This window comes from Micromonospora sp. MGP-C2, assembly GCF_057766525.1.
The window spans coordinates 1,289,020-1,310,689 of sequence record NZ_JBYMEN010000002.1 but is presented as its reverse complement, the minus strand read 5'-3'; the positions used below and the strand labels follow the sequence as shown (position 1 = coordinate 1,310,689).

Genomic DNA, 21,670 nt, shown 5'->3' with positions numbered 1-21,670 from the left:
ACCGGAACCCGGACATCTTCACTGGTGGTCGTGGCGGTGAACCTGGCACCGGCCGTCGAGGATCTGGCGCGATGGGCCGTGGGCGGGAGTGTGCCCTGCACTCCGCCCGACGCACCATAGCGTGTTATCGCTAACATCGGCAATGCGTCAACATCGGCAATGCATCAACGCTCGACTATGACTCAGCGGTGAGCCGCGCCACCTGTCAGGGTTGGAGCACCGAGTCGAGCCAGCGCAGCTGCCGCCGGACGTGGACGGCCTCGCCGCCCTCGTGGCCGTTGAACGGGTAGACGTGCATCTCCCGCTCCGGCCGGATCGGCCTCCCGTTGCCGGCGCCGTAGTGGTTGTAGGCGGCAAATGCCGTGCGCGGCGGGCAGACGGTGTCACGCTGGCCCACCCCGAAGTGCGCCGGCGCCGTCGCGCGTCGTGCGAAGTTCACACCGTCGACGTAGGACAGGGTGCGCCACACGGACTCCTCGGCCTCCCGCTGCACGGCCAGGTAACGCGCGATCTCGCCGTACGGCGCGGGTTCGCTGAGCTGGACGGCCCGTCGCATGTCGCAGAGGAACGGCGCGGTGGTCAGCACCGCGCTCAGGTCGGCGACGAGACCGGCCACCGCCAGGGCCAGACCGCCGCCCTGGCTGTTGCCGACCACGGTGACCCGGTCGACGTCGACCCCCGGCAGGGCGCGGACCGCCTCGACCGCCCGCACCGCGTCGGTGATCAGACGGCGGAAGTGGTAGTCACGCGGGTCGTGGATGCCCCAGGTGACCGGCGAGGGTCCGCCCGGCGCGCCGTGCGGGTCGGGGGTGTCCCCGGCCCCGTACTGACCCGCCTGACCCCGGTTGTCCATCAGCAGGTGCGCGTAGCCGGCCACCGGCCAGGTCAGCCGCTCGTGCGGCAGGCCACGGCCGCGGCCGTACCCGGCGTACTCGACCACGGTGGGCAGCGGCTCGGGTCGACCGGCCGGGCGGGTGTACCAGGCCCGTACGGGGTCACCGCCGAAGCCCGCGAACGTGACGTCCCACGAGTCGAGCAGTCGCAGGTCGGTGGGCTCCGGCCGGACGTCGACGAGCACCGGTCGGGCAGCCGCCTCGGCGAGCGTGTCCCGCCAGAACCTGTCGAAGTCGTCGGGTTCGGCGACCTCGGGGGCGTACCGCTGGAGTTCGTCGGGGATGAAGGCGGAGTCAGACACGGGTCCTCGCAGGGGGCCGGGATCAGTGCGGGTCGGCGGGGGGTGCGGTGCTCTCCCGGACGACCAACTCGGTCACCAGGTCGATCCGGCTGGTCGCTGGCTCGTTGCCCCGGGTCAGGTCGAGCAACATCTGGGTGGCGATGCCAGCCATGTCGCGCAACGGCTGGTTGATCGTGGTGAGAGCCGGGTCGGTCCAGGCGGAGACGGGCAGATTGTCGTACCCGATCACCGAAAGGTCCTCGGGCACTCGGAGGCCGCACTGGCGTGCGGCCCGGAGCACCCCCATGGCCTGGATGTCCGACCCGGCGAAGATCGCCGTCGGTCGGGACGGCTGGCGTAGCAGTTGCAGCCCGTGGGCGTGCCCGGCGCCGGCGGAGAAACTGCCGTAGCGGACCAGCTCGCGGTCGACCGTTATCCCGGCCTCCTCGTGGGCCGACTGGAAGCCGGCGGCGCGGGCGCGGCTGCAGAGCACGTCGGGTGGCCCGGAGATGATGGCGATCCGTCGGTGGCCCAGATCCAGCAGGTGCCGGGCGGCGAGCAGGCCGCCGTTCCAGTTGTTCGAGCCGACGGTGGGCACGGAGGCCGAGGTCGCGCTGTCGGTGTCGACGACGACGAACGGTATGCCCTGGCGCCGCAGGTGCTGTTGTTGCGCCTCGGCCAGGTGGGAGAGGACGAACACCACGCCCAACGGCCGGTCGGCGAGCAGCGCCTCCAGCCATCGGGCCGGCGGGCGGTGCGCGCCGTCGAGTTGGGCGACCGACAACCCGATGCCGGCCGCGGTGGTCACCGCCTCCACGCCTCGCAGGATCTCCATCGCCCATCCCGTGTCGAACTCGTGAAAGACGAGTTCGATGCGTCCTCCGCCGGGCGAGGGCCGGCGGGCGCGGCGCTGGTACTGGTGGCGGTCGAGACTCGCCTCCACGCGGGCTCTGGTGCCGGGAGCGACATCGCCGCGTCCGTTGAGGACCTTGGACACCGTCGCGACCGAGACGCCGACATCGTTGGCGATGGTCGCGATGGTGGTGGAGGCGGGTGGGTCGAGCGGGCGGTGCTCTGTCATCGCGACCTCAAGCAGCATCCGAAAGTTTCGGCAGACCTTAACACGATCAGTCGGCCACACCAGCCGGTGCGACAGTCGGTCCGGCCGTAGGTGGGCCCGTACGGGGCGCGTGCGCCACGGAGTGCTGTCTGCAGAGTCACTGTGTGCAGAATGCGGCCGTCGGACGTCCGATTGAGACTCTTGACACACATCGATGGGGACCTTAGGTTGCCGAAAAGGTTGCGCGGATTTCCGGAAAGTTTCGGATCGTGAAAATGTCCGCCACGGAACGGGTTCCACGAGGGCACGGGGACGTGGCCGGAGCTGAGGGGTCAAGGCATGAGTAGTCAGTTGCCCGGGGACAGCGACACCGCGCCGTGGCGCGATCCGCGGCTGACGCCGGCCGAGCGGGCCGACGCGCTCCTGCCGAAGATGTCGTTGGAGGAGAAGATCGCCCAACTCGTCGGCGTGTGGGTCGGCGCGGAGGCCTCCGGCGAGGGTGTGGCACCACACCAGTCCGACATGATCAGCGAGCTGCCGCAGTGGAGCACCGTCATCCAGCACGGGCTGGGCCAGCTCACCCGCCCGTTCGGCACCGCGCCGGTCGACCCGGTGCTCGGCGCCCGGTCGCTGGCGGCCTCGCAGGCGCAGATCGTGGCCGCCAGTCGGTTCGGCATCCCGGCGCAGGTGCACGAGGAATGCCTGACCGGGTTCGCCGCGTGGCGGGCCACCGTCTACCCGACCCCGCTGAGCTGGGGCGCGTCCTTCGACCCCGACCTGGTCGAGGCGATGGCCGACCGGATCGCACGGTCCATGCGCGCCGCCGGCGTACACCAGGGTCTCGCCCCGGTCCTCGACGTCACCCGCGACTACCGCTGGGGCCGCACCGAGGAGACGATTGGCGAGGACCCCTACCTGGTGGGGACGACCGGTGCCGCGTACGTGCGGGGCCTGGAGCGGGCCGGCGTGGTCGCCACGCTGAAGCACTTCGCCGGTTACTCCGCCTCCCGTGGCGGACGCAACCTCGCGCCGGTGCCGATGGGCCCCCGGGAGTTGGCCGACGTCATCCTGCCGCCGTTCGAGATGGCGTTGCGCCACGGCGGCGCCCGCTCGGTGATGAACTCCTACGCCGAGATCGACGGCCTGCCCGTGGCCGCCGACCACGGGCTGCTGACCGGGCTGTTGCGCGACGAGTGGGGCTTCACCGGCACCGTGGTCGCCGACTACTTCTCCGTACGCTTCCTGGAGACCCTGCACGGTGTCGCCGACGGCCCCGCCGACGCGGCAAGGCTCGCCCTGCGGGCCGGGATCGACGTCGAGTTGCCCACAGTGGACACCTTCGGCACCCCGCTGGTGGAGGCGGTGCGCCGTGGCGAGGTCGACGAGGCTTTGATCGACGGCGCGCTACGCCGGGTGCTGCTCCAGAAGATCGAGATCGGTCTGCTCGACGAGGGCTGGCAGGAACTGCCCGACGACGTGGCGTCGCTGAGTCTCGACGACGAGGCCAGCCAGGACGTCGCCGTACGCCTGGCCCGGGAGGCCGTCGTCCTGCTGCGCAACACCGGCGTCCTCCCGTTGCCCGTGGGCAACCGGGTCGCCCTGGTCGGCCCCGTCGCCGACGACCCGATGGCCATGCTCGGCTGCTACTCGTTCCCCAACCACGTCGGCGTCCACCACAGCGAGTTCGGGCTGGGCCTGGACATCCCCTCGCTGCGCGACGAGCTGGCCCGACGCGTCCCGCTGCTCAGCCACGAGCAGGGTTGCACCATCACCGGTGAGGACACCTCGGGCATCCCGGCCGCGGTCGCCGCGGCCGCCGCCGCCGACGTGTGCGTGCTCGCCGTCGGCGACCGGGCGGGAATGTTCGGTCGGGGCACCTCCGGCGAGGGGTGCGACGCCGCCGACCTGCGACTGCCCGGTGTGCAGGCCGACCTGGTCCGTGCCGTCCTCGCCACCGGCACCCCGGTCGTCCTGGTGCTGATGACCGGGCGCCCCTACGCGCTCGGCCCGGAGTTCGACGCCGCGGCGGCCGTCGTGCAGGCGTTCTTCCTCGGCCAGCTCGGCGGGCAGGCGCTCGCCGAGGTGCTCACCGGCGCGGTCAATCCGTCCGGGCGGCTGCCGGTGAGTGTGCCCCGCGCCGCCGGCGGACTGCCGAGCACCTACCTGGCACCCCCGCTCGGGCGGCGCAACAAGGTGTCCTCGATCGACCCGACGCCGGCCTACCCGTTCGGTCACGGGCTGAGCTACACCACCTTCGACTGGTCCGACGCCACGGTTGTCGAGCCGGCGGGTGGCACGCACGACAAGCCGGCGGCATGGCCGACCGACGGCGAGGTGCGGGTGCGGATCACTGTCGCCAACACCGGCGACCGGGCCGGCACCGAGGTGGTCCAGCTCTACCTGCACGACCCGGTCGCGCAGACCACCCGTCCGGTGGTCCGACTGGTCGGCTACACCCGACTGCCGTTGGAGGCCGGCGAGGTGGCGCACGTGACGTTCGGCGTACCGGCCGACGTGGCGTCGTTCATCGGGCTGTCCGGTCGGCGGATCGTCGAGCCCGGCGAGGTCGAGCTGCGGTTCGGCCGGTCCAGCGGTGATGTGGCGGCAGCCCTGTCGCTGCGGCTGACCGGAGCCGAGCGCCAGGTCGGCCACCACCGGGAGCTGCTCACGTCGGTGCGGGTCGAGCCCCTCGTGGCCGTTCCGCAGTCCGTCTAGGAGGCGAGGATGACATCCACCTTGCGGCCACCGCCGCCGGCGCCGCCCCGGTCTTCGGCGGCGGCTCCCAGCCCTGCCCCGCGCTCGCCGCGCCGCCGCCGTAGCTGGCGGCAGGCGCTGCGTCGGGACTGGCAGCTCTACTCCCTGGCCATCCTTCCGCTGCTGTTCTTCCTGGTCTTCCGCTACCTGCCGATGCTCGGGAACATCATCGCGTTCCGTCGTTTCAAGCCGGGCGGCAGCATCTTCGGCGAGTACTGGGTGGGGCTGCGGTACTTCCGGATGTTCTTCACCGACCCGACGTTCTGGGAGGTCTTCACCAACACCCTGGTGCTCGGGGCGCTGACCCTGCTGTTCTGCTTCCCGCTGCCGATCGTGCTGGCGCTGCTGCTCAACGAGGTGCGTGCCCGCCGGTTCAAGCGGTTCGTCCAGTCGGTGTCGTACCTGCCGCACTTCCTGTCGATCGTGATCGTGGCGGCGATGGTCATGCAGTTGACCTCGATCGACGGCACGGCCAACCAGCTGGTCCGGATCGTCGGCGGCGATCCCGTGGCGTTCCTCCAGCAGGCGGAATGGTTCCGCACCATCTACGTCTCGTCCGAGGTCTGGCAGACCGTCGGCTGGGGAACGATCCTCTACCTCGCAGCCCTCACCACCATCGACGAGGACCTGTACGAGGCCGCCCGGATCGACGGAGCGAGCCGGCTGCGGCAGACCTGGCACGTGACGTTGCCGGGCATCCGGCCCACGATGGTGACCCTGTTGATCCTCAACATCGGCAGCTTCATGGCCGTCGGGTTCGAGAAGATCCTGCTGCTCTACAACCCGCTGACGTACCCGACCGCGGACGTGATCTCCACCTACCTGTTCCGGATGGGCTTCCAGTCCAGCAACTTCAGCTATGCGGCCGCCATCGGTCTCTTCGAGGCGGTGATCGGGCTGATCCTGGTCCTGTCGGCGAACCTCATCTCCCGTCGCACGGTGGGGACGAGCCTGTGGTGACCCTCGGTACGAAGCGCGAGGCCCCGAAGACGCGCGGGCCGGTGGACAGCCGGGGCTACCGGATCTTCCGGATCGTCAACACGGTCGTCCTCATCGGCGTCGTGATCGTGACGCTGTACCCGTTCCTCAACATCGTGGCCCGCTCGCTCAGCGACGAGGCGTACATCCTCGCCGGGAAGGTGAGCATCGTCCCGCGCGGGTTCGACGTGACCGCGTACAAGCTGGTGATGTCCGACTCGCTGTTCTGGACGAACTACCGCAACACCCTGGTGTACACGGTGGTCGCCACGCTCATCTCGATCGTGCTGACCACGTGCTACGCGTACGTGCTGTCCAAGCCGCAGCTCAAGGGCCGCGGGGTCCTCGTCGGCATCGCGCTTTTCACCATGTTCTTCTCCGGTGGCCTGATCCCCAACTACGTGCTGGTCACCAGCCTGGGAATGAAGAACACCATCTGGGCCGTGGTGATCCCCAACGCCATCAGTGTCTTCAACCTGCTGGTCATGAAGGCGTTCTTCGAAAGCCTGCCGACCGAGTTGGAGGAGGCCGCGGCGGTCGACGGGTTGAGCACCTACGGCATCCTGCTGCGGATCGTGCTGCCGCTGTCGAAGGCGATCATCGCGACGATGGTGCTCTTCTACGCCGTCTCGTTCTGGAACTCGTGGTTCACCGCGTTCCTCTACATCGACCAGCAGGATCTGCTGCCGGTCACCGTGTACCTGCGCAACCTCATCGCGGGTGCCACCGACGCACAGCAGTCCGGCGCCGCCGACGCCGACGTCGTGCAGGCCGCGGCCACGCTCCAGGCCGTGACGATCGTGCTCACCACACTGCCCATCCTGGCGGTCTACCCCTTCGTCCAGAGGTACTTCGTCTCCGGCGTGATGCTCGGCGCGGTCAAGGGATGACGCCGGGCGCTGCATCGCATCACTTCCTTCACCCCCACCACCGAAAGGACGAGCCATGCTCCACAAGACGTGGCGCCGGGTGGCGATAGCCACCGCGGGTGTGCTCGCGCTCAGCCTCACCACCGCCTGTTCCGAGGACCCCGGCGAGTCGAAGGACCTCTCCGAGAACCGGGCCGGCGCGATGGCCAACTACGGCGTCGGCGACCAGTTCAAGGCCACCGAGGCGCTCTCCTTCTCCACGCTCTACAACAACCACACCTTCTATCCGCTCAAGGAGGACTGGCTGTTCTGGTCCGAGCTGACCAAGCGGACCAACGTCAAGATCGAGCCGGTCGCCGTCCCCCTGAGTGACTACGAGCAGAAGCGCAGCCTCCTCATCGGCGCCGGTGACGCTCCGTTGATCATCCCGAAGACGTACCACCCGCAGGAGAACGCGTTCGTGTCGTCCGGGGCGGTCCTCCCGGTGAGCGACTACCTGGATCTGATGCCCAACCTCAAGGACAAGATCGCCAAATGGAACCTCAAGCCGGAGATCGACAACCTGCGGCAGTCCGACGGTAAGTTCTACCTGCTGCCCGGCATGCACGAGAAGCCCACGCAGGACTACACGGTGCTGGTGCGCACCGACATCATGCAGGAGCTCAACCTCGCGGTCCCAAAGACCTGGGACGATTTGTACACAGTGCTCAAGGCGATGAAGGCCAAGTACCCGAACGTCTACCCGTACTCCGACCTCTTCAGCAAGCCGAACCCGACCGGTGCGCTGCTCAACATCCTCGGCTCCGCCCACGGCACCCAGGCCGGCTGGGACTACCAGCACGCCACCTGGGACCCGGCGGCGAAGAAGTTCAACTACACCGGGGCGTCCGAGCAGTACCGGCAGATGGTCACGTTCCTGCACAAGCTCGTCGCCGAGGGCCTGCTCGACCCGGAGAGCTTCACCCAGACCGACGACCAGGCACGCCAGAAGCTCGCCAACGGCAAGTCCTTCGTGGTCACCGGCAACGCGCAGACGCTGGTCAACAACCACCGGCCCGACCTGGCCAAGACCCTGCCGAATGCGAAGATGGCCAAGATCCCGCTGCCGATCGGCCCGGCCGGCGAGGTCAACCCGTTCCCCCGACTGGAGAACGGCATCATGATCTCCTCGAAGGCCCGGGAGAGCAAGAACTTCGTGGCCATGATGCAGTTCATCGACTGGCTGTGGTATTCCGACGCCGGCTTGGAGTTCGCCCGCTGGGGCATCGAGGGCACGACCTTCACCAAGGACGCGTCCGGCAAGCGCACGCTCAACCCCGGAGTCGACTTCCTCGGCCTCAACCCGAAGGCCCCCAAGCACCTGCAGAAGGACTTCGGCTTCCAGAACGGCGTCTTCGCCTACGGTGGCAGCCCAGACCTGGTGCGTGGGTTCTTCTCCCCGGAGGAGCTGGAGTTCCAGAAGGTGATGGACGCCCGCCCGCCCAGGGTGGTGCCCCCGCCCGCCCCGTTGACCGACGATGAGCGCGAGCAGGTGTCGCTCTGGGAGACCCCGTTGAAGGACTTCGTCACCCAGAACACGCTCAAGTTCGCTCTGGGCCAGCGGCCCCTCACCGAGTGGGACGCGTACGTGGCCGAGCTGAAGGCGAAGAACTCCGAGCAGTACATCGACGTGGTCAACAAGGCGTACGAACGGTTCCAGAAGAACAACGGCTGATCAGCGGGAGATCCGGTCGGGCGGCGCACCCGCGGCCCGACCGGACCTCCCGGCCACCACCGGCCGGTACGACGCGCGTGACCCACCGCGCTCTGCCGGTCGTCGGGACCGACCGGAAGGAGCAACAGTGAGCGGCACCGCCCAGGTCTGGCGACAGTTCGGCGACGGGCCGCTGTCGCGGATCACCTCCCGGGTCTACATCCTGCTCGTGGTCGAGCTGCTGCTTCTGCTCACCACAGTGCCCGGCCTGCTCCCACTGCTGCTGCTGGGTCGTGACCCCAGCAACCTGCCACTGGTCGCGCTGTTCCTCCTGCCGGTCGGCCCGGCGATCTCCGCCGCCCTGTACGCCCTGCGCCACCAGCGCCTCGACCTGACCGACCTGCGGCCCGCCGCCCTGTTCTGGCGCGGGTACCGGGCGAACCTGTCCGGCACGCTGCGCGTCTGGGTGCCGACGCTGCTGTGGCTGACCGTGCTCGCCCTGAACCTCGCCTACCGGGGTGCCGTCGGCCTCGCGGGCTGGTGGGTGGTGCCGCTGGTCCTGCTCGCCGTGGGAGTGACGCTCTGCGCGGCCAACGCCCTGGTGATCACCGCGCTGTTCGACTTCCGCACCCGGGACGTGCTCCGGCTGGCCGTGCACTTCCTCGTGCGTACCCCCGGTGTCACCGTCGGCACGGCATTGCTGCTGGCCGCGGCGGCCGGGATCACCGCGGTCTTCTCCGAGGCGGTGCTGGCGATGCTCGGCTCGGTCGCGATCCTCGCGTTCCTGCGCGTCAGTGACCCGATGATCCACCTGATCCGGAAGGAGTTCACCCCATGAGCCTGCCCGTCACCGCCAAGGTGCCCTTCGGGGGCGACTACAACCCGGAGCAGTGGCCCGAGGACGTGTGGAAGCAGGACCACCGTCTCATCGACAGCGCCCGGATCGACCTTCTCACCGGTGACCAGGCACTGATCGGCTCGGCCCTGCGCCTGCCGGCGTACGGTGTCGTCGCCGTGCGGGAGGACGGGTGAACGCCGAGGAGTCCGTCCACCTGGAGCACCTGATGTTCGTCGAGGAACCGATGGAACCCCGCGAGCCGCACGTCCACGCGGCCTGGCTGCCCCCGGAGGCGTTCCGGTCGCTGGGCGCGCGCCGCGTCCTCGTCCACGGCGACGGCCTGCTCGTCGACACCGTCCTGGACGAGGTCTCGCGTGCCTGTGCGCGCTACGGCGGACGGGTGTGGCACTCACCCTCCTGGGACGTCGACGTCGACCTGGTGCTCGCCCTGCGCGGTGCCGGCGAGCTGCCCAGCCCGGCGGTGCAGGCGGCGCGGTCGGCGGCGGAGGCGGCGCTGACCGGGATCGGCGGTGAGCCGCTCGGCGACGAGGGCTTCCTGCTGGCCCGCGACGGCGAGGTGACAGTGGTGCTGGCCGACGGGCCCGCCGGCCTGCTGTACGGGCTGTTCCACGTGGTCCGGCTCTGCGCGGCGGCCTTCGATCCGGCCCGCCCGCCGGAGCGGCACCGGCCGGCGCTGCGCCGGCGGATGCTGAACCACTGGGACAACGTGGCCGTGCACCCGGTGATGGGCCAGGTCGAACGGGGGTACGCGGGCGGTTCGATCTTCTGGCAGGACGGCCGCCCGCGCGGCGACCTGGCCCGGGTCCGGGAGTACGGGCGGCTGCTGGCCGCGAGCGGTGTCAACGCGATCTCGGTGAACAACGTCAACGTGGCCCGGACGGAGGCGTTGCTGCTCACCGACCGGCTCGGCGACGTGGCCGAGATCGCGGACGTGCTGCGGCCGTACAACATCCGGGTGCACCTGTCGATCACCTTCGCCGCTCCGGTGGTCCTCGGTGGCCTGTCCACCGCCGACCCCTTGGACGAGGCGGTGCGGGTCTGGTGGGCGGCGACCACCCGAAGGGTGTACGAGCGCATCCCGGACTTCGGCGGTTACGTGGTGAAGGCCGACTCGGAGGGGCAGCCCGGCCCGTTCACCTACGGGCGAGACCACGCCGACGGGGCGAACGTGCTGGCCGAGGCGTTGGCCCCGCTCGGGGGAGTGGTGCACTGGCGGGCGTTCGTCTACAACCACCACCAGGACTGGCGGGACCGGTCCACCGACCGGGCGCGCGCCGCGTACGACCACTTCGCCCCGCTCGACGGGCGCTTCCGGACCAACGTGGTCGTGCAGGTGAAGTTCGGGCCGGTGGATTTCCAGACCCGGGAACCGGTCTCCCCGGTGATCGCCGCGATGCCCGCCACCCGGCTGGCGGTGGAGTTGCAGGTCACCCAGGAATACACCGGTCAGCAGCGACACGTCTGCCACCTCGGCCCGTGGTGGGGTGAGGTGCTGCGGTTCGCGCCGTGGGGGCCGGGTGGGCGGACGGTCGCCGACATCGCCGCGGGGGAGTCGAGCGCGGGCGGTGGTCTGGTCGCGGTCGCCAACGTGGGCGATGACCTCTTCTGGACCGGGCACCCGTTGGCGCAGGCCAACCTGTACACGTTCGGGCGGCTCGCCTGGGATCCGCGACTGGATCCGCGGGCGGTCCTCGACGAGTGGATCGCGCTGACCTTCCCGCCGTCGGCGACCGCCGAACCGGAGCTGGTGGGGCGGACCCTGCACGAGATCATGGACGACTCGTGGCGCACCTACGAGCGCTACACAGCGCCGCTGGGTGTCGGTTTCATGGTCAACCCGGGCGACCACTACGGTCCCGGCGTCGACGGGTACGAGTACACGCGGTGGGGCACCTACCACTTCGCCGACCGCGACGGTGTGGGCGTGGACCGCAGCCGTGCGTCGGGCACCGGCTTCGCCGGCCAGTACCCGCCGTACTGGGCCAAGGTGTACGAGTCGCCGCAGAGCTGCCCCGACGAGCTGCTGCTCTTCTTCCACCACGTGCCGTACGGGCATGTCCTGCACAGCGGGTCGACAGTCATCCAGCACATCTACGACACCCACTTCGCCGGTGTCGAGGAGGTGGTGGCGATGCGACGGCGGTGGCAGACCCTGAACGGGATGATCGACCCGGCCGTGTACGAGCGGGTGGCCGAGCGCCTCGACGAGCAGGTGCGCTGTGCCACCGAGTGGCGCGACCAGATCAACACGTACTTCCACCGCAAGTCCGGGGTGCCCGACGAGCGCGGGCGGACCATCTACTGATCGGCACGACGGGGAGGCGCGGCCGTCGGGTCGGGCCTTCCCGCGGTGTCTCCGGTAAGCCCGGTACCTTTCGAGAACGTCCCGGTAATTGCTCGCCACCAGCCGGCGGTGCTCACGCCCGTCGATACCGATCGGAGCGCAGGTGGCCGCCGGATGCGTTGCGGCGAAAGGTTTCCGGAACTCTTGACAATCGAGTGTCCTCGATTGAAGCTGGCATGGTCACGCGAGCCGCGGTCAAGGTCGGGCGAAGGGCAGTCCTCGACTTAAGTCCCCTTTCACGCGCCTTTTTCGCAAGGGATCGCGACGATGACACTGAAGACAAGGACGCTTGGCGCCGTGCTGGCGGCCGTGACGCTGGCCGCCGCCGCGTTGACGTTCCCCACACCGGCGTCGGCGGCGACGCTCACGCAGGTGACCAACTTCGGCACCAACCCCACCAACCTCCAGATGCACCTCTACGTCCCGGACCGGGTGGCGACCCGGCCGGCGATCCTCCTGGCCATGCACTACTGCACCGGAACGGGCCCGGCGTTCCACTCGGGCACCCAGTACGCATCCCTCGCGGACCGGTACGGGTTCATCGTGATCTACCCGTCGGCCACCCGCAGCAGCAAGTGCTGGGACGTCTACTCGCCGCAGGCGTTACGTCGTGGCGGTGGCAGCGATCCGGTAGGGCTCATGTCGATGGTCGAGTACGTGCGGCAGCGCTACTCGGCCGACCCCGCGCGGATCTTCGCCACCGGCACCTCCTCCGGGGCGATGATGACCAACGTCATGCTGGGCGTCTACCCGGACGTGTTCGCGGCGGGCGCGTCCTTCGCGGGGGTGCCTTTCGGTTGCTTCGCCACCGGCGGCAGTTCCGAGTGGAACAGCGAGTGCGCGAACGGGCAGCTCATCAAGACCCCACAGCAGTGGGGTGACCTCGTCCGCGAGGCGTACCCGGGCTACACCGGCCAGCGACCGCGGATGCAGATCTGGCACGGCACCAACGACGAGACGCTGCGCTATCCGAACTTCGGTGAGCAGGTCAAGCAGTGGACCAACGTGCACGGGCTGAGCCAGACCCCGACGTTCACCGACACCCCGCAGTCCGGCTACTCCCGCACCCGCTACGGCAGCAGCGGCGCGATGGCGCCGGTCGAGGCGATCAGCATGCAGGGTGTCTCGCACAACCTGCCGGTCGACGCCGCGCAGGTGATCCGCTTCTTCGGGCTTGACGGCACCACGCCGCCGACCACTCCGCCCCCGACGACGCCGCCACCGACCACTCCGCCCCCGACCACGCCGCCTCCGACGACGCCGCCCCCGACGACTCCGCCGCCCAGCGCGGGCGCCTGCCGCGTCGGCTACACGGTCAACGCCTGGAACAACGGGCTCACCGCGAGCGTGACCATCACCAACACCGGCACGGCCGCCGTGAACGGGTGGGCGTTGGCCTTCACGCTGCCCAGCGGACAGGTCATCACCAGCGGCTGGAACGCTCAGTACGCCCCGACGAGCGGTGCGGTCACCGCCCGCAACGTCTCCTACAACGCCGCCATCGCTCCGAACGCGTCGGTCGAGATCGGCTTCCAGGCCACCCATGCCGGCGGCACCGGCAAGCCCTCGTCGTTCGCCCTGAACGGTGCCGTCTGCTCGGTGTCCTGATTCCCCACCACCCCATCACCACAGAAGGAGTCGCACGATGAGAAGAACGAAGTGGAAGGCGGCATCGAGAGCGGCGCTCGCGCTGGCCGGCGCGGGTGCGCTCGCCGCCGGCATGGCGCTGTTCATGACGGCACCCGCCGCCGCCGGGACCACGCTCGGCGCGTCCGCCGCCGAGAAAGGTCGCTATTTCGGTACGGCCGTGGCCGGATTCAAGCTCTCCGACAGCGCCTACACGACGATATTGAACCGTGAGTTCAATATGGTGACGGCCGAGAACGAAATGAAGATGAACGCCACCGAGCCGCAGCAGAACCAGTTCAGCTACGGGGCGGCGGACCAGATCGTCAGCCACGCGCGCAGCCGCGGCATGAACGTGCGTGGTCACACGCTGGCATGGCATTCCCAGCAACCCGGCTGGATGGAGAGCATGAGTGGGACCGCTCTGCGGTCGGCGATGCTCAACCACGTGACGCAGGTGGCGACCCATTTCCGGGGTCAGGTCGTGGCGTGGGACGTGGTGAACGAGGCGTTCGCGGACGGCAGCTCCGGTGGCCGTCGTGACTCCAACCTCCAGCGCACGGGCAACGACTGGATCGAGGCGGCGTTCCGGGCCGCGCGTGCCGCCGACCCGAACGCCAAGCTCTGTTACAACGACTACAACACCGACAACTGGACGCACGCCAAGACGCAGGGCGTGTACAACATGGTCCGCGACTTCAAGGCCCGTGGTGTGCCGATCGACTGCGTCGGTTTCCAGTCGCACTTCAACAACGACTCGCCCTACGTGAGCAACTACCGCACCACGCTGTCGAGCTTCGCCGCGTTGGGTGTGGACGTGCAGATCACCGAACTGGACATCCAGGGCGCATCCGCGGCCACCTACCGCAGCGTGGTGGAGGACTGCCTCGCGGTGCCCCGCTGCAACGGCATCACCGTGTGGGGTATCCGCGACAGTGACTCGTGGCGGGCGTCGCAGACGCCGCTGCTGTTCAACAGCAACGGGTCCAAGAAGCCGGCGTACGACGCGGTCCTCGCCGCACTGAACAACGGCACCACGCCGACGGACCCGCCCACCGATCCGCCGACCGATCCGCCGACCGACCCGCCCACGACTCCGCCTCCGGGGCAGGGCGGATGCACCGCGACGGTGTCGGTGAACCAGTGGACGGGTGGCTTCGTGGCCACGGTGAAGGTGACGGCCGGCTCGTCGGCCATCAACGGCTGGACGGTCGGCATCGCGTTGCCGTCCGGCGCGACGGTCACCAACGCCTGGAACGCCAACCGCAGTGGTAGCACCGGTTCGACGAGTTGGACCAACGTCGCCTACAACGGCCAGGTCGGCGCCGGCCAAGCCACCGAGTGGGGCTTCCAGGCCAACGGCACCGCTGGCACCCTGACCCCAACCTGCTCAGCAAGCTGAACCCCAAGGGTCGGTGCGGAGGCCCTACGGCCTCCGCACCGGCCCACCGGCCGCGTGATCAAGAGGTTTGCGTCACCGGGTACGGCGTGTCGTGACGCAAACCTCTTGATCACCGGGCCAAAGGGCGGGCAGGCCGGGGGCAGTGGTCGGCGCGGGGTCAGCCGTCTATGCGGGTTATGTTGCGGATCTTGTTGGAGGCGTCCAGGGCCGCGACCTTGTACGCCTCGGCCAGCGTCGGGTAGTTGAACACCGCGTCTATCAGGTAGTCGATCGTGCCGCCGCAGCCCATCACCGCCTGACCGATGTGGACGATCTCGGTGGCGGCGGTGCCGAACACGTGCACCCCGAGCAGTCGGCCGTTGTCGGGGGAGACCAGCAGTTTCAGCATGCCGTACGAGTCGCCCACGATCTGGCCCCGGGCCAGCTCCCGGTAGCGCGCGATGCCCACCTCGAACGGTGTCGAGGTGTCGGTGAGCTGCGCCTCGGTCTGCCCGACGAAGCTGATCTCCGGGATCGTGTAGATGCCGATCGGTTGCAGCCCGTGCATCTCCCGGATCGGCTCACCGCAGGCGTGCTGCGCGGCCAGCCGGCCCTGCTCCATCGAGGTGGACGCGAGGGCGGGAAAGCCGATCACGTCGCCGACGGCGTAGATGTTGTCGACCGGGGTGCGGTAGTTGGAGTCGACCGCGATCCGGCCGCGTCGGTCCGCTTCCAGCCCGGCCGCCTCCAGCGCGAGGTCGTCGGTCTGGCCCTGCCGGCCGGCCGAGTACATGACCGTGTCCGCGACGATCTTCTTGCCGCTCTTGAGGATGCAGAGCGCCGCTGTCTGGTGCTTCTCCACGGCGGCGACCTCCTCGCCGAAGCGGAACGCCACGGACAGGTCGCGCAGGTGGTACTTCAGCGACTCGACGACCTCCTCGTCGCAGAACTCGAGCATCCGGTCGCGGCGTTCCACGACTGTCACCTTGGTGCCGAGCGCGGCGAACATCGACGCGTACTCCATGCCGATCACGCCGGCGCCGACCACGACCATGCTGCGCGGCACGGCCTGGAGATTGATGACGCCGTCGGAGTCCACGATCGTCCGGTCGTCGAAGTCGACGCTGTCCGGGCGGGCCGGGCGCGTGCCGGCAGCAATAATGATCTTGTCGAAGGTCACTCTGGACTCGCGGCCGGAGCCGCCGTCGACCCAGATCGTGTGCGCGTCCGCGAAGCGCCCGGTGCCAGTGATCATCGCGACCCGGTTGCGGGCCAGCTGATTGCGGATGACGTCGGTCTGCCGGGCGATCACGTGCTGCGTCCGGGCCGCCAGGTCGCTGACCGTGATCTCGTCCTTGACCCGGTAGCTGCTGCCGTAGAGGTCGCGCTGGCTCAGCCCGGTCAGGTAGAGCACGGCCTCGCGCAGGGTCTTGGAGGGGACGGTGCCGGTGTTGATGCACACCCCACCGATCATGTCGCGGCGGTCCACGATGCCGACCCGCCTGCCGAGCTTGGCGGCGGCGATCGCGGCCTTCTGACCGCTGGGTCCGGAGCCCAGCACCAACAGGTCGTAGTCATACACAGGCGTTAGCGTCGCAATATGTCGCGGCGCGCGCCAGACCCCGCCGCGAGCATTCTCCCGAGCTAGCCGACGAGGCGTCGTTCCCAGGCCCAGGCGGCGATCTCGACCCGGTTGCGGGCCTTGAGCTTCATCTGCACGCTGGCCAGGTGGGTCTTGACCGTGCCGACGGCGATGAAGAGCTGGGCGGCGATCTCGGCGTTGGTCAGGCCCCGGGCGACGAGCTTCACCACGTCGAGTTCCCGTGGTGACAGCCCGGCGTCGTCGTGGGCCGGAGCGGGCGAGCTGAGGTGCTCCAGCAGCCGTACCGTGATGGACGGGCTGATCAGCGCGTCACCGGACACGGCCGCGCGGACCGCCTCGATGAGCAGCGCCGGACCGGAGTCCTTGAGCAGGAAGCCGCAGGCGCCGTTGGACAGCGCGGTGTGCACGTACTCGTCCAGGTCGAAGGTGGTCACCACGACCACCCGGATCGGGTCGGCGACGCCCGGCCCGGCGAGCAGCCGCAGTGCTTCGAGACCGTCGAGGCGGGGCATCCGGATGTCCAGCAGCACCACGTCCGGGCGCAGCCGTCGGGCCAGTTCGACGGCGACGACCCCGTCGGCGGCCTCGCCGACCACCGTCATGTCCGACTGCGACCCGATGATCATGCCGAAGCCGGTCCGGACCATCGCCTGGTCGTCGGCGATCAACACCCGGATCACCGCCCCACCGCCGTGCGCAGCGGGAACGCCGCATCGAGCACCCACCCACCGGCGACGCCCGGTCCGGCGGTGATCGTGCCACCGAGGGCGCGTACCCGCTCGGTGAGGCCGATCAGACCGAAGCCGTGCCCCCGGGCCGGCGCGGTGCGCCCGGTGGCGCCGTCGTCGGCCACCTGGACCAGAAGCCAGTCGGAGGTACGTCGCACGGCCACGTCCACCGATCGGGCGTCCGGCGCGTGCTGGCGGGTGTTGGTCAGCCCCTCCATCACCACCCGGTACGCCGAGGTCGAGACCTCCACCGGCAGTCCGCCCAGGTCGCCGTCGACGTGTAGCCGGGCTGGCGCGTTCGCTGCCCCGTTGAACCCCGTCACCAGTGGCTCCAACTCGCTCACACCGGCCAGTGGGGCCAACGGCGCGTCCGGTGGGGCGTTCGGGTTACGCAGGATCCCGACCATCCGCCGCATCGAGGCCATCGTCTCCGCACCGGCCCGCTCGATCTGCTCCAGGGCGACGATGACCCGTTGCGGGTCCTGTTCGGCGACGAACCGGGCGCCCTGCGCCTGCACCACGATGCCGGTCACGTGGTGGGCGATGAAGTCGTGCAGATCGCGGGCGAACTCGGCACGCTGCTCGGCACGGACCAGCGCGATCGCCCGCTCCCGGCCGGCGGCCACGATCCGCAGGTAGAGCCCCACCCCGGCGGCGCCCGCCGCGGCTAGCACCTGGAGCAGACCGAAGATCACCAGCAGGCTGTCGGTGCCGACGCGCAGCGGCATCGCGGCGACGGCGAGCCCGGCCGCCACCGCCGCCCACGGAGCGAGCCGGGGCGCGCCCCAGCGGCTCACCACGAAGACCACACCGATCAGCCCAGCCGACTCGGCGAGCCCCCAGGTGCGGGCGGGCAGGATGCCACCGCCTCCGGAGAGGAGCACCCCTCCCGCGGTCACGGCCAGTGAGGCGGTGGCGAGTGCCAGCGCGGCCAGCGGCAGCCGGCGGGAACCCGGCCGGTGCACCGGCAGCCAGAGTGGCACGGTCGCCACCGCCAACCCCATCGGCACCAGCAGGAGCAGGAGACCGACGATGCCGCGGTCATCCGCCGTGCTGGCCGCGAAGTCGAAGAGAGCGAGCAGGCCAAAGGCCACCAGCCCGGCAGCCTGGGCCAGACGTATCCACCACAGTCGAAGATCCGGCGCGCTCATGATGACCCAGCGTAGCCAACCGGACGGAGGTGGCAGATCGGCCGAAAGGCAGACCCGGCGACCGCGATACCCGGCCCCGGGCCGATGCGCCCACCCGTCGTCGGCGGCGAGGCTTCTCGGGTCACATCGCAGCCACTGGAGGAACAATGACGACCCACGCCCCACCGGACACCAGCCAAGCGGCCGTCGCCGCCGTCGACCTGGTGAAGGTGTACGGCAGCGGGGACACCGCGGTCCGTGCCCTGGACGGTGTCTCGGTCGGCTTCGGTCGGGCCGAGTTCACCGCGATCATGGGTTCGTCCGGGTCCGGCAAGTCGACACTGATGCACTGCCTCGCCGGCCTCGACACCGCCACCTCCGGCCGTGTCCTGCTCGGCGGCACGGAGCTGACCGGCCAGTCGGACCGGACGCTGACCCGGGTACGCCGGGAGCGGATCGGGTTCGTCTTCCAGTCCTTCAACCTGCTGCCGCAGCTGACCGCCGCGCAGAACATCACCCTGCCGCTGGACCTCGCCGGCCGGCAGCCCGACGCCGAACTGCTGGCGCGCCTGGTCGACGTGCTGGGCCTCGGCGACCGCCTGAAGCACAGGCCGAGCGAACTGTCCGGCGGTCAGCAGCAGCGCGTGGCGCTGGCCCGGGCGTTGGTGGCGCGGCCCGAGGTGGTCTTCGCCGACGAGCCGACCGGCAACCTCGACTCCCGCTCCGGCGCGGAGGTGCTCACCATCCTGCGCGACTCGGTGCGCGACCTCGGTCAGACCGTCGTCATGGTGACCCACGACCCGATCGCCGCCGCGTACGCCGACCGGGTGGTGCTGCTCGCCGACGGCCGGATCGCCGGCGAGATCGACAAGCCGGACCAGGGTTCGGTCACCGACGCGCTGCGTGATCTGGCGGCCCGCGCATGAGGGCGACAGTGCTGCGTACCCAGACGAGCGCCGCGGCCCGACGACCCGGCCGGCTGATCCTGACCGGTCTGGCGATCCTGGTCGCGTCCTTCGTCGTCTTCGGCACCGTGCTGGTGCAGCAGATCACCGAACGGACCGTGCGCGACAACCTGAGCGGCACCCCGGCCGCCACCGACCTGGTGATCGGCGACTTCGACCACGCGCCACCCACTGTGGCGGATCTGGAGCGCGTCCGCGCCGTGCCCGGTGTGGCCGAGGCGGCGAGCCGGGTGTCGATCGGGGTGTCCATCGGTGAGGGGTACCTGAACCTCCAGGCCGATCCGGGCACCGGCCCGCTGACCAGGGTCCGGGTCGTCGACGGCAGCTACCCCGACGCCCCCGGCGAGATCGCGGTCACCCCGCGAACCGCCGAGCGGCTCGGGCTGCCGGTCGGCGCCACGACCAGCGGCACGGGCGGTGAACTCACCACGCCCGCCCGGCTCACGGTGACCGGGTTGGTCGACAGCGCGGCCGACGCCGGGTACGACGCGTACGCCCCGGACAACGTCGTGACGTCCTGGGGACGCCTGACGGCCCTGGAGCGCGTCGACGTGCGGGTGGCGCCGGGCACGTCGACGGAGACCATCCGCCAACAGGTGGTCGCGGCGGTCGCCGGCCAGCCGATCCGGACCGGTGCGCAGGTGCGCCAGGCGGAGGCCAACGCGGCGGCCGAGGAGGTCGGGAGGCTCTTCATCCTGGTCGGCATGTTCGTCTCGATCGCTGTCGTCGCGGCGGCGCTGGTGGTCACCTCGACCTTCCGCATCGTCTTCGCCCAGCGGATGCGGCAGCTCGCGTTGCTGCGTGCGGTCGGCGCGGACCGGGGCGCCCTGGTGGGGGCGATGACCGCCGAGGGGGCGCTGACCGGGCTGGTCGCCGGCGTCATCGGGGTGGCCAGCGCACTCGCCCTCGGGTACGCGCTGCCGGCCATCCTGCGCGCCTCCGGCATGGCCGTCTCCTCGCCGGGTCTGCCACTGGCGACGGCGGGCGTGGTGGTGATCGGTGCTGTCGTGGTCACCGTGCTGGCCGTCCTGGCGCCGGCGCTCTCAGCCGCCCGGGTCTCCCCGCTGGAGGCACTGCGGGCGGCGAGCACCACCTCCGGCCGGCGCGGCATCGGGGTGCTCCGCCTGGTGTTCGGGCTGCTCCTGGCGGTCGGCGCGGTGCTGGCCGTCGTCGTGACGGTCAGCCAGTTGCCGGAGCCGGACCAGTCGACGTACGACCCCGTGATGCCGCTGCTCCTGCTGGTCGGGTCCGGCGGGCTGGCGTTCTTCGCGCTGGTGGCCCTCGGGCCGCTGCTGGTGCGGCCGGTGCTGGCCGTGGTGGGTTGGCCGCTGCGCCAGCTCGGACCGCTCGGGCGGATGTCGGTCGGCGGGATCGGTGGGGCGCCGCGTCGGGCGGCAGCGGTCTCCGTCGTCGTCGCGCTCGGCGTCACCCTGATCTCCGGGGTGGTCATCGGCGGCGCGTCGCTTCAGGTCCTCGCGGACCGCGAGGTGGCGCTGTCCGCGCCGACCGACTTCGAGGTCACCAGCAACGGCGGGACGCTGCCCGGGGCCCTCGTGACCCAGGCGAAGACGGCGGACGGGGCGCTGGCCCGGGTGGTGCCGTACCGGCGGGTTGGCGACGTCACCCTGACGCGCGGCGGTGATCAGCTCGGCGACGTCGAGTCCGGTTACCCGACGAGCGACCTGGACGTGGCCGCGTTGCCGACGATCCGGGACCTGGACGTGGCGCAGGGTGCCCTGGCCGATCGTGGTCCGGGTCGGATCGTGCTCGCCGGTTGGGTCGCGCGGGACGCCGGACTGCACGTCGGCGACACCGCCACGCTCGTCCTCGGCGGACGGACCGTGGACGTACGCGTCGCCGCGGTCCTCCCCGCCGAAGGCCCCCTGCACGTCGGCATCCTGGCCGACCGGGGCGACCTCGACCGGCTCGGCGTTCCCACGGCGTACACCGGTCTGCTGGCCGACGCGGCCGGAGCCGGTGAGGACGGTCGGACCGCCGGCGTGCGGGCGCTGCGGCAGGCGATCGCCGGCACCGACGGGGTGGGCCTCACGGTGCTCGCCGACGAACGGGACCGCAACGACGCCCTGGTGCGCACCCTGGTCTGGATCGCTGTCGGTCTGGTCAGCCTTACCGTGCTGATCGCGGTCGTCGGCGTGGGTTCCACCACCGCGCTGTCGGTGGTGGAGCGGATCCGCGAGTCCGGGTTGCTGCGGGCGATCGGCCTGTCCCGGACCGGCCTGCGCACCATGCTGACCGTCGAGTCCGGCCTGTACGGGGTGATCGGTGCGACCATCGGTCTGCTGCTCGGCGTCCCGTACGCCTGGTTGGCGGTGCACGCCCTCGGGATCAACGCACCGCTGACCGTGCCGGTGCTGCCGCTGGTCGGGCTCTTCGTGACGCTGGTCGTGCTGACCGCGTTGGCCGGAGTGCTGCCGGCACGACGGGCGTCGCGGGTCAGCCCGGTGGCGGCGTTGGGGGCCGACGGCTGACCCCCGTGGTGACACGG

Annotated in this window: 16 protein-coding genes; 11 read left to right on the top strand and 5 right to left on the bottom strand. The window is 70.3% G+C overall.

Features of this window, described 5'->3' with window-relative positions; all coding sequences use genetic code 11:
• Positions 1 to 205: 205 nt before the first annotated feature.
• Positions 206 to 1,195 carry an acetylxylan esterase gene (locus tag AC3CF1_RS05720; RefSeq protein ID WP_488449738.1) on the bottom strand — a complete coding sequence of 330 codons (990 nt, stop codon included), beginning with the start codon at positions 1,193 to 1,195 and terminating at the stop codon, positions 206 to 208.
• A gap of 22 nt (positions 1,196 to 1,217) precedes the next feature.
• The gene (locus tag AC3CF1_RS05715) at positions 1,218 to 2,255 is read right to left on the bottom strand and encodes a LacI family DNA-binding transcriptional regulator (RefSeq protein ID WP_210790130.1); all 1,038 of its coding nucleotides are present in this window, start codon (positions 2,253 to 2,255) and stop codon (positions 1,218 to 1,220) included.
• A gap of 318 nt (positions 2,256 to 2,573) precedes the next feature.
• Here AC3CF1_RS05715 and AC3CF1_RS05710 point away from each other — a divergent pair, with 318 nt between their 5' ends.
• From AC3CF1_RS05710 to AC3CF1_RS05670, 9 genes are all read left to right on the top strand, one after another.
• Positions 2,574 to 4,949, top strand: a complete 2,376-nt coding sequence (locus tag AC3CF1_RS05710; protein WP_488449737.1) for a beta-xylosidase/alpha-l-arabinosidase — start codon at positions 2,574 to 2,576, stop codon at positions 4,947 to 4,949.
• A 9-nt stretch (positions 4,950 to 4,958) separates the two neighbouring features.
• Positions 4,959 to 5,948: an ABC transporter permease gene (locus tag AC3CF1_RS05705; protein ID WP_357966704.1), complete on the top strand. Its 990-nt coding sequence runs from the start codon at positions 4,959 to 4,961 to the stop codon at positions 5,946 to 5,948.
• Positions 5,945 to 6,856 (top strand): carbohydrate ABC transporter permease, encoded by a 912-nt coding sequence (locus AC3CF1_RS05700; RefSeq protein ID WP_488449736.1) that lies wholly within the window; start codon positions 5,945 to 5,947, stop codon positions 6,854 to 6,856. Before AC3CF1_RS05705 ends, AC3CF1_RS05700 begins: the two co-directional genes overlap by 4 nt.
• Positions 6,857 to 6,911: 55 nt before the next feature.
• The gene (locus AC3CF1_RS05695; RefSeq protein ID WP_088948628.1) at positions 6,912 to 8,549 is read left to right on the top strand and encodes an ABC transporter substrate-binding protein; all 1,638 of its coding nucleotides are present in this window, start codon (positions 6,912 to 6,914) and stop codon (positions 8,547 to 8,549) included.
• Positions 8,550 to 8,676: 127 nt separating this feature from the next.
• Positions 8,677 to 9,366, top strand: a complete 690-nt coding sequence (locus tag AC3CF1_RS05690; protein WP_210923362.1) for a DUF624 domain-containing protein — start codon at positions 8,677 to 8,679, stop codon at positions 9,364 to 9,366.
• Complete coding sequence (locus tag AC3CF1_RS05685; protein ID WP_354980709.1) at positions 9,363 to 9,560, top strand: beta-galactosidase; 198 nt, start codon at positions 9,363 to 9,365, stop codon at positions 9,558 to 9,560. The genes AC3CF1_RS05690 and AC3CF1_RS05685 overlap by 4 nt, the downstream gene beginning before the upstream one ends.
• Complete coding sequence (locus AC3CF1_RS05680) at positions 9,557 to 11,692, top strand: alpha-glucuronidase (RefSeq protein ID WP_488449735.1); 2,136 nt, start codon at positions 9,557 to 9,559, stop codon at positions 11,690 to 11,692. The genes AC3CF1_RS05685 and AC3CF1_RS05680 overlap by 4 nt, the downstream gene beginning before the upstream one ends.
• Positions 11,693 to 11,998: 306 nt before the next feature.
• Positions 11,999 to 13,339 (top strand): extracellular catalytic domain type 1 short-chain-length polyhydroxyalkanoate depolymerase, encoded by a 1,341-nt coding sequence (locus tag AC3CF1_RS05675; RefSeq protein ID WP_488449734.1) that lies wholly within the window; start codon positions 11,999 to 12,001, stop codon positions 13,337 to 13,339.
• Between the two features lie 37 nt (positions 13,340 to 13,376).
• Entirely contained in the window at positions 13,377 to 14,759 is a 1,383-nt protein-coding gene (locus tag AC3CF1_RS05670; RefSeq protein WP_488449733.1) for a glycoside hydrolase family 10 protein, read from the top strand.
• A 157-nt stretch (positions 14,760 to 14,916) separates the two neighbouring features.
• On the opposite strand, the gene sthA is transcribed toward AC3CF1_RS05670, so the two are convergent.
• From sthA to AC3CF1_RS05655, 3 genes are all read right to left on the bottom strand, one after another.
• Entirely contained in the window at positions 14,917 to 16,320 is a 1,404-nt protein-coding gene (gene sthA, locus AC3CF1_RS05665; RefSeq protein ID WP_488449732.1) for a Si-specific NAD(P)(+) transhydrogenase, read from the bottom strand.
• 62 nt (positions 16,321 to 16,382) lie between these two features.
• Positions 16,383 to 17,021, bottom strand: coding sequence for a response regulator (locus tag AC3CF1_RS05660; RefSeq protein ID WP_210923357.1), 639 nt, complete (start codon positions 17,019 to 17,021; stop codon positions 16,383 to 16,385).
• Positions 17,018 to 18,220: a sensor histidine kinase gene (locus tag AC3CF1_RS05655; protein ID WP_488449731.1), complete on the bottom strand. Its 1,203-nt coding sequence runs from the start codon at positions 18,218 to 18,220 to the stop codon at positions 17,018 to 17,020. Before AC3CF1_RS05655 ends, AC3CF1_RS05660 begins: the two co-directional genes overlap by 4 nt.
• 146 nt (positions 18,221 to 18,366) lie before the next feature.
• Here AC3CF1_RS05655 and AC3CF1_RS05650 point away from each other — a divergent pair, with 146 nt between their 5' ends.
• Together AC3CF1_RS05650 and AC3CF1_RS05645 are read left to right on the top strand one after the other, a co-directional pair.
• Positions 18,367 to 19,125 carry an ABC transporter ATP-binding protein gene (locus AC3CF1_RS05650; protein WP_488449730.1) on the top strand — a complete coding sequence of 253 codons (759 nt, stop codon included), beginning with the start codon at positions 18,367 to 18,369 and terminating at the stop codon, positions 19,123 to 19,125.
• A complete protein-coding gene (locus AC3CF1_RS05645; protein WP_488449729.1) occupies positions 19,122 to 21,653 on the top strand; it encodes an FtsX-like permease family protein in 2,532 nt (843 codons plus the stop codon). The genes AC3CF1_RS05650 and AC3CF1_RS05645 overlap by 4 nt, the downstream gene beginning before the upstream one ends.
• Positions 21,654 to 21,670 lie beyond the last annotated feature (17 nt).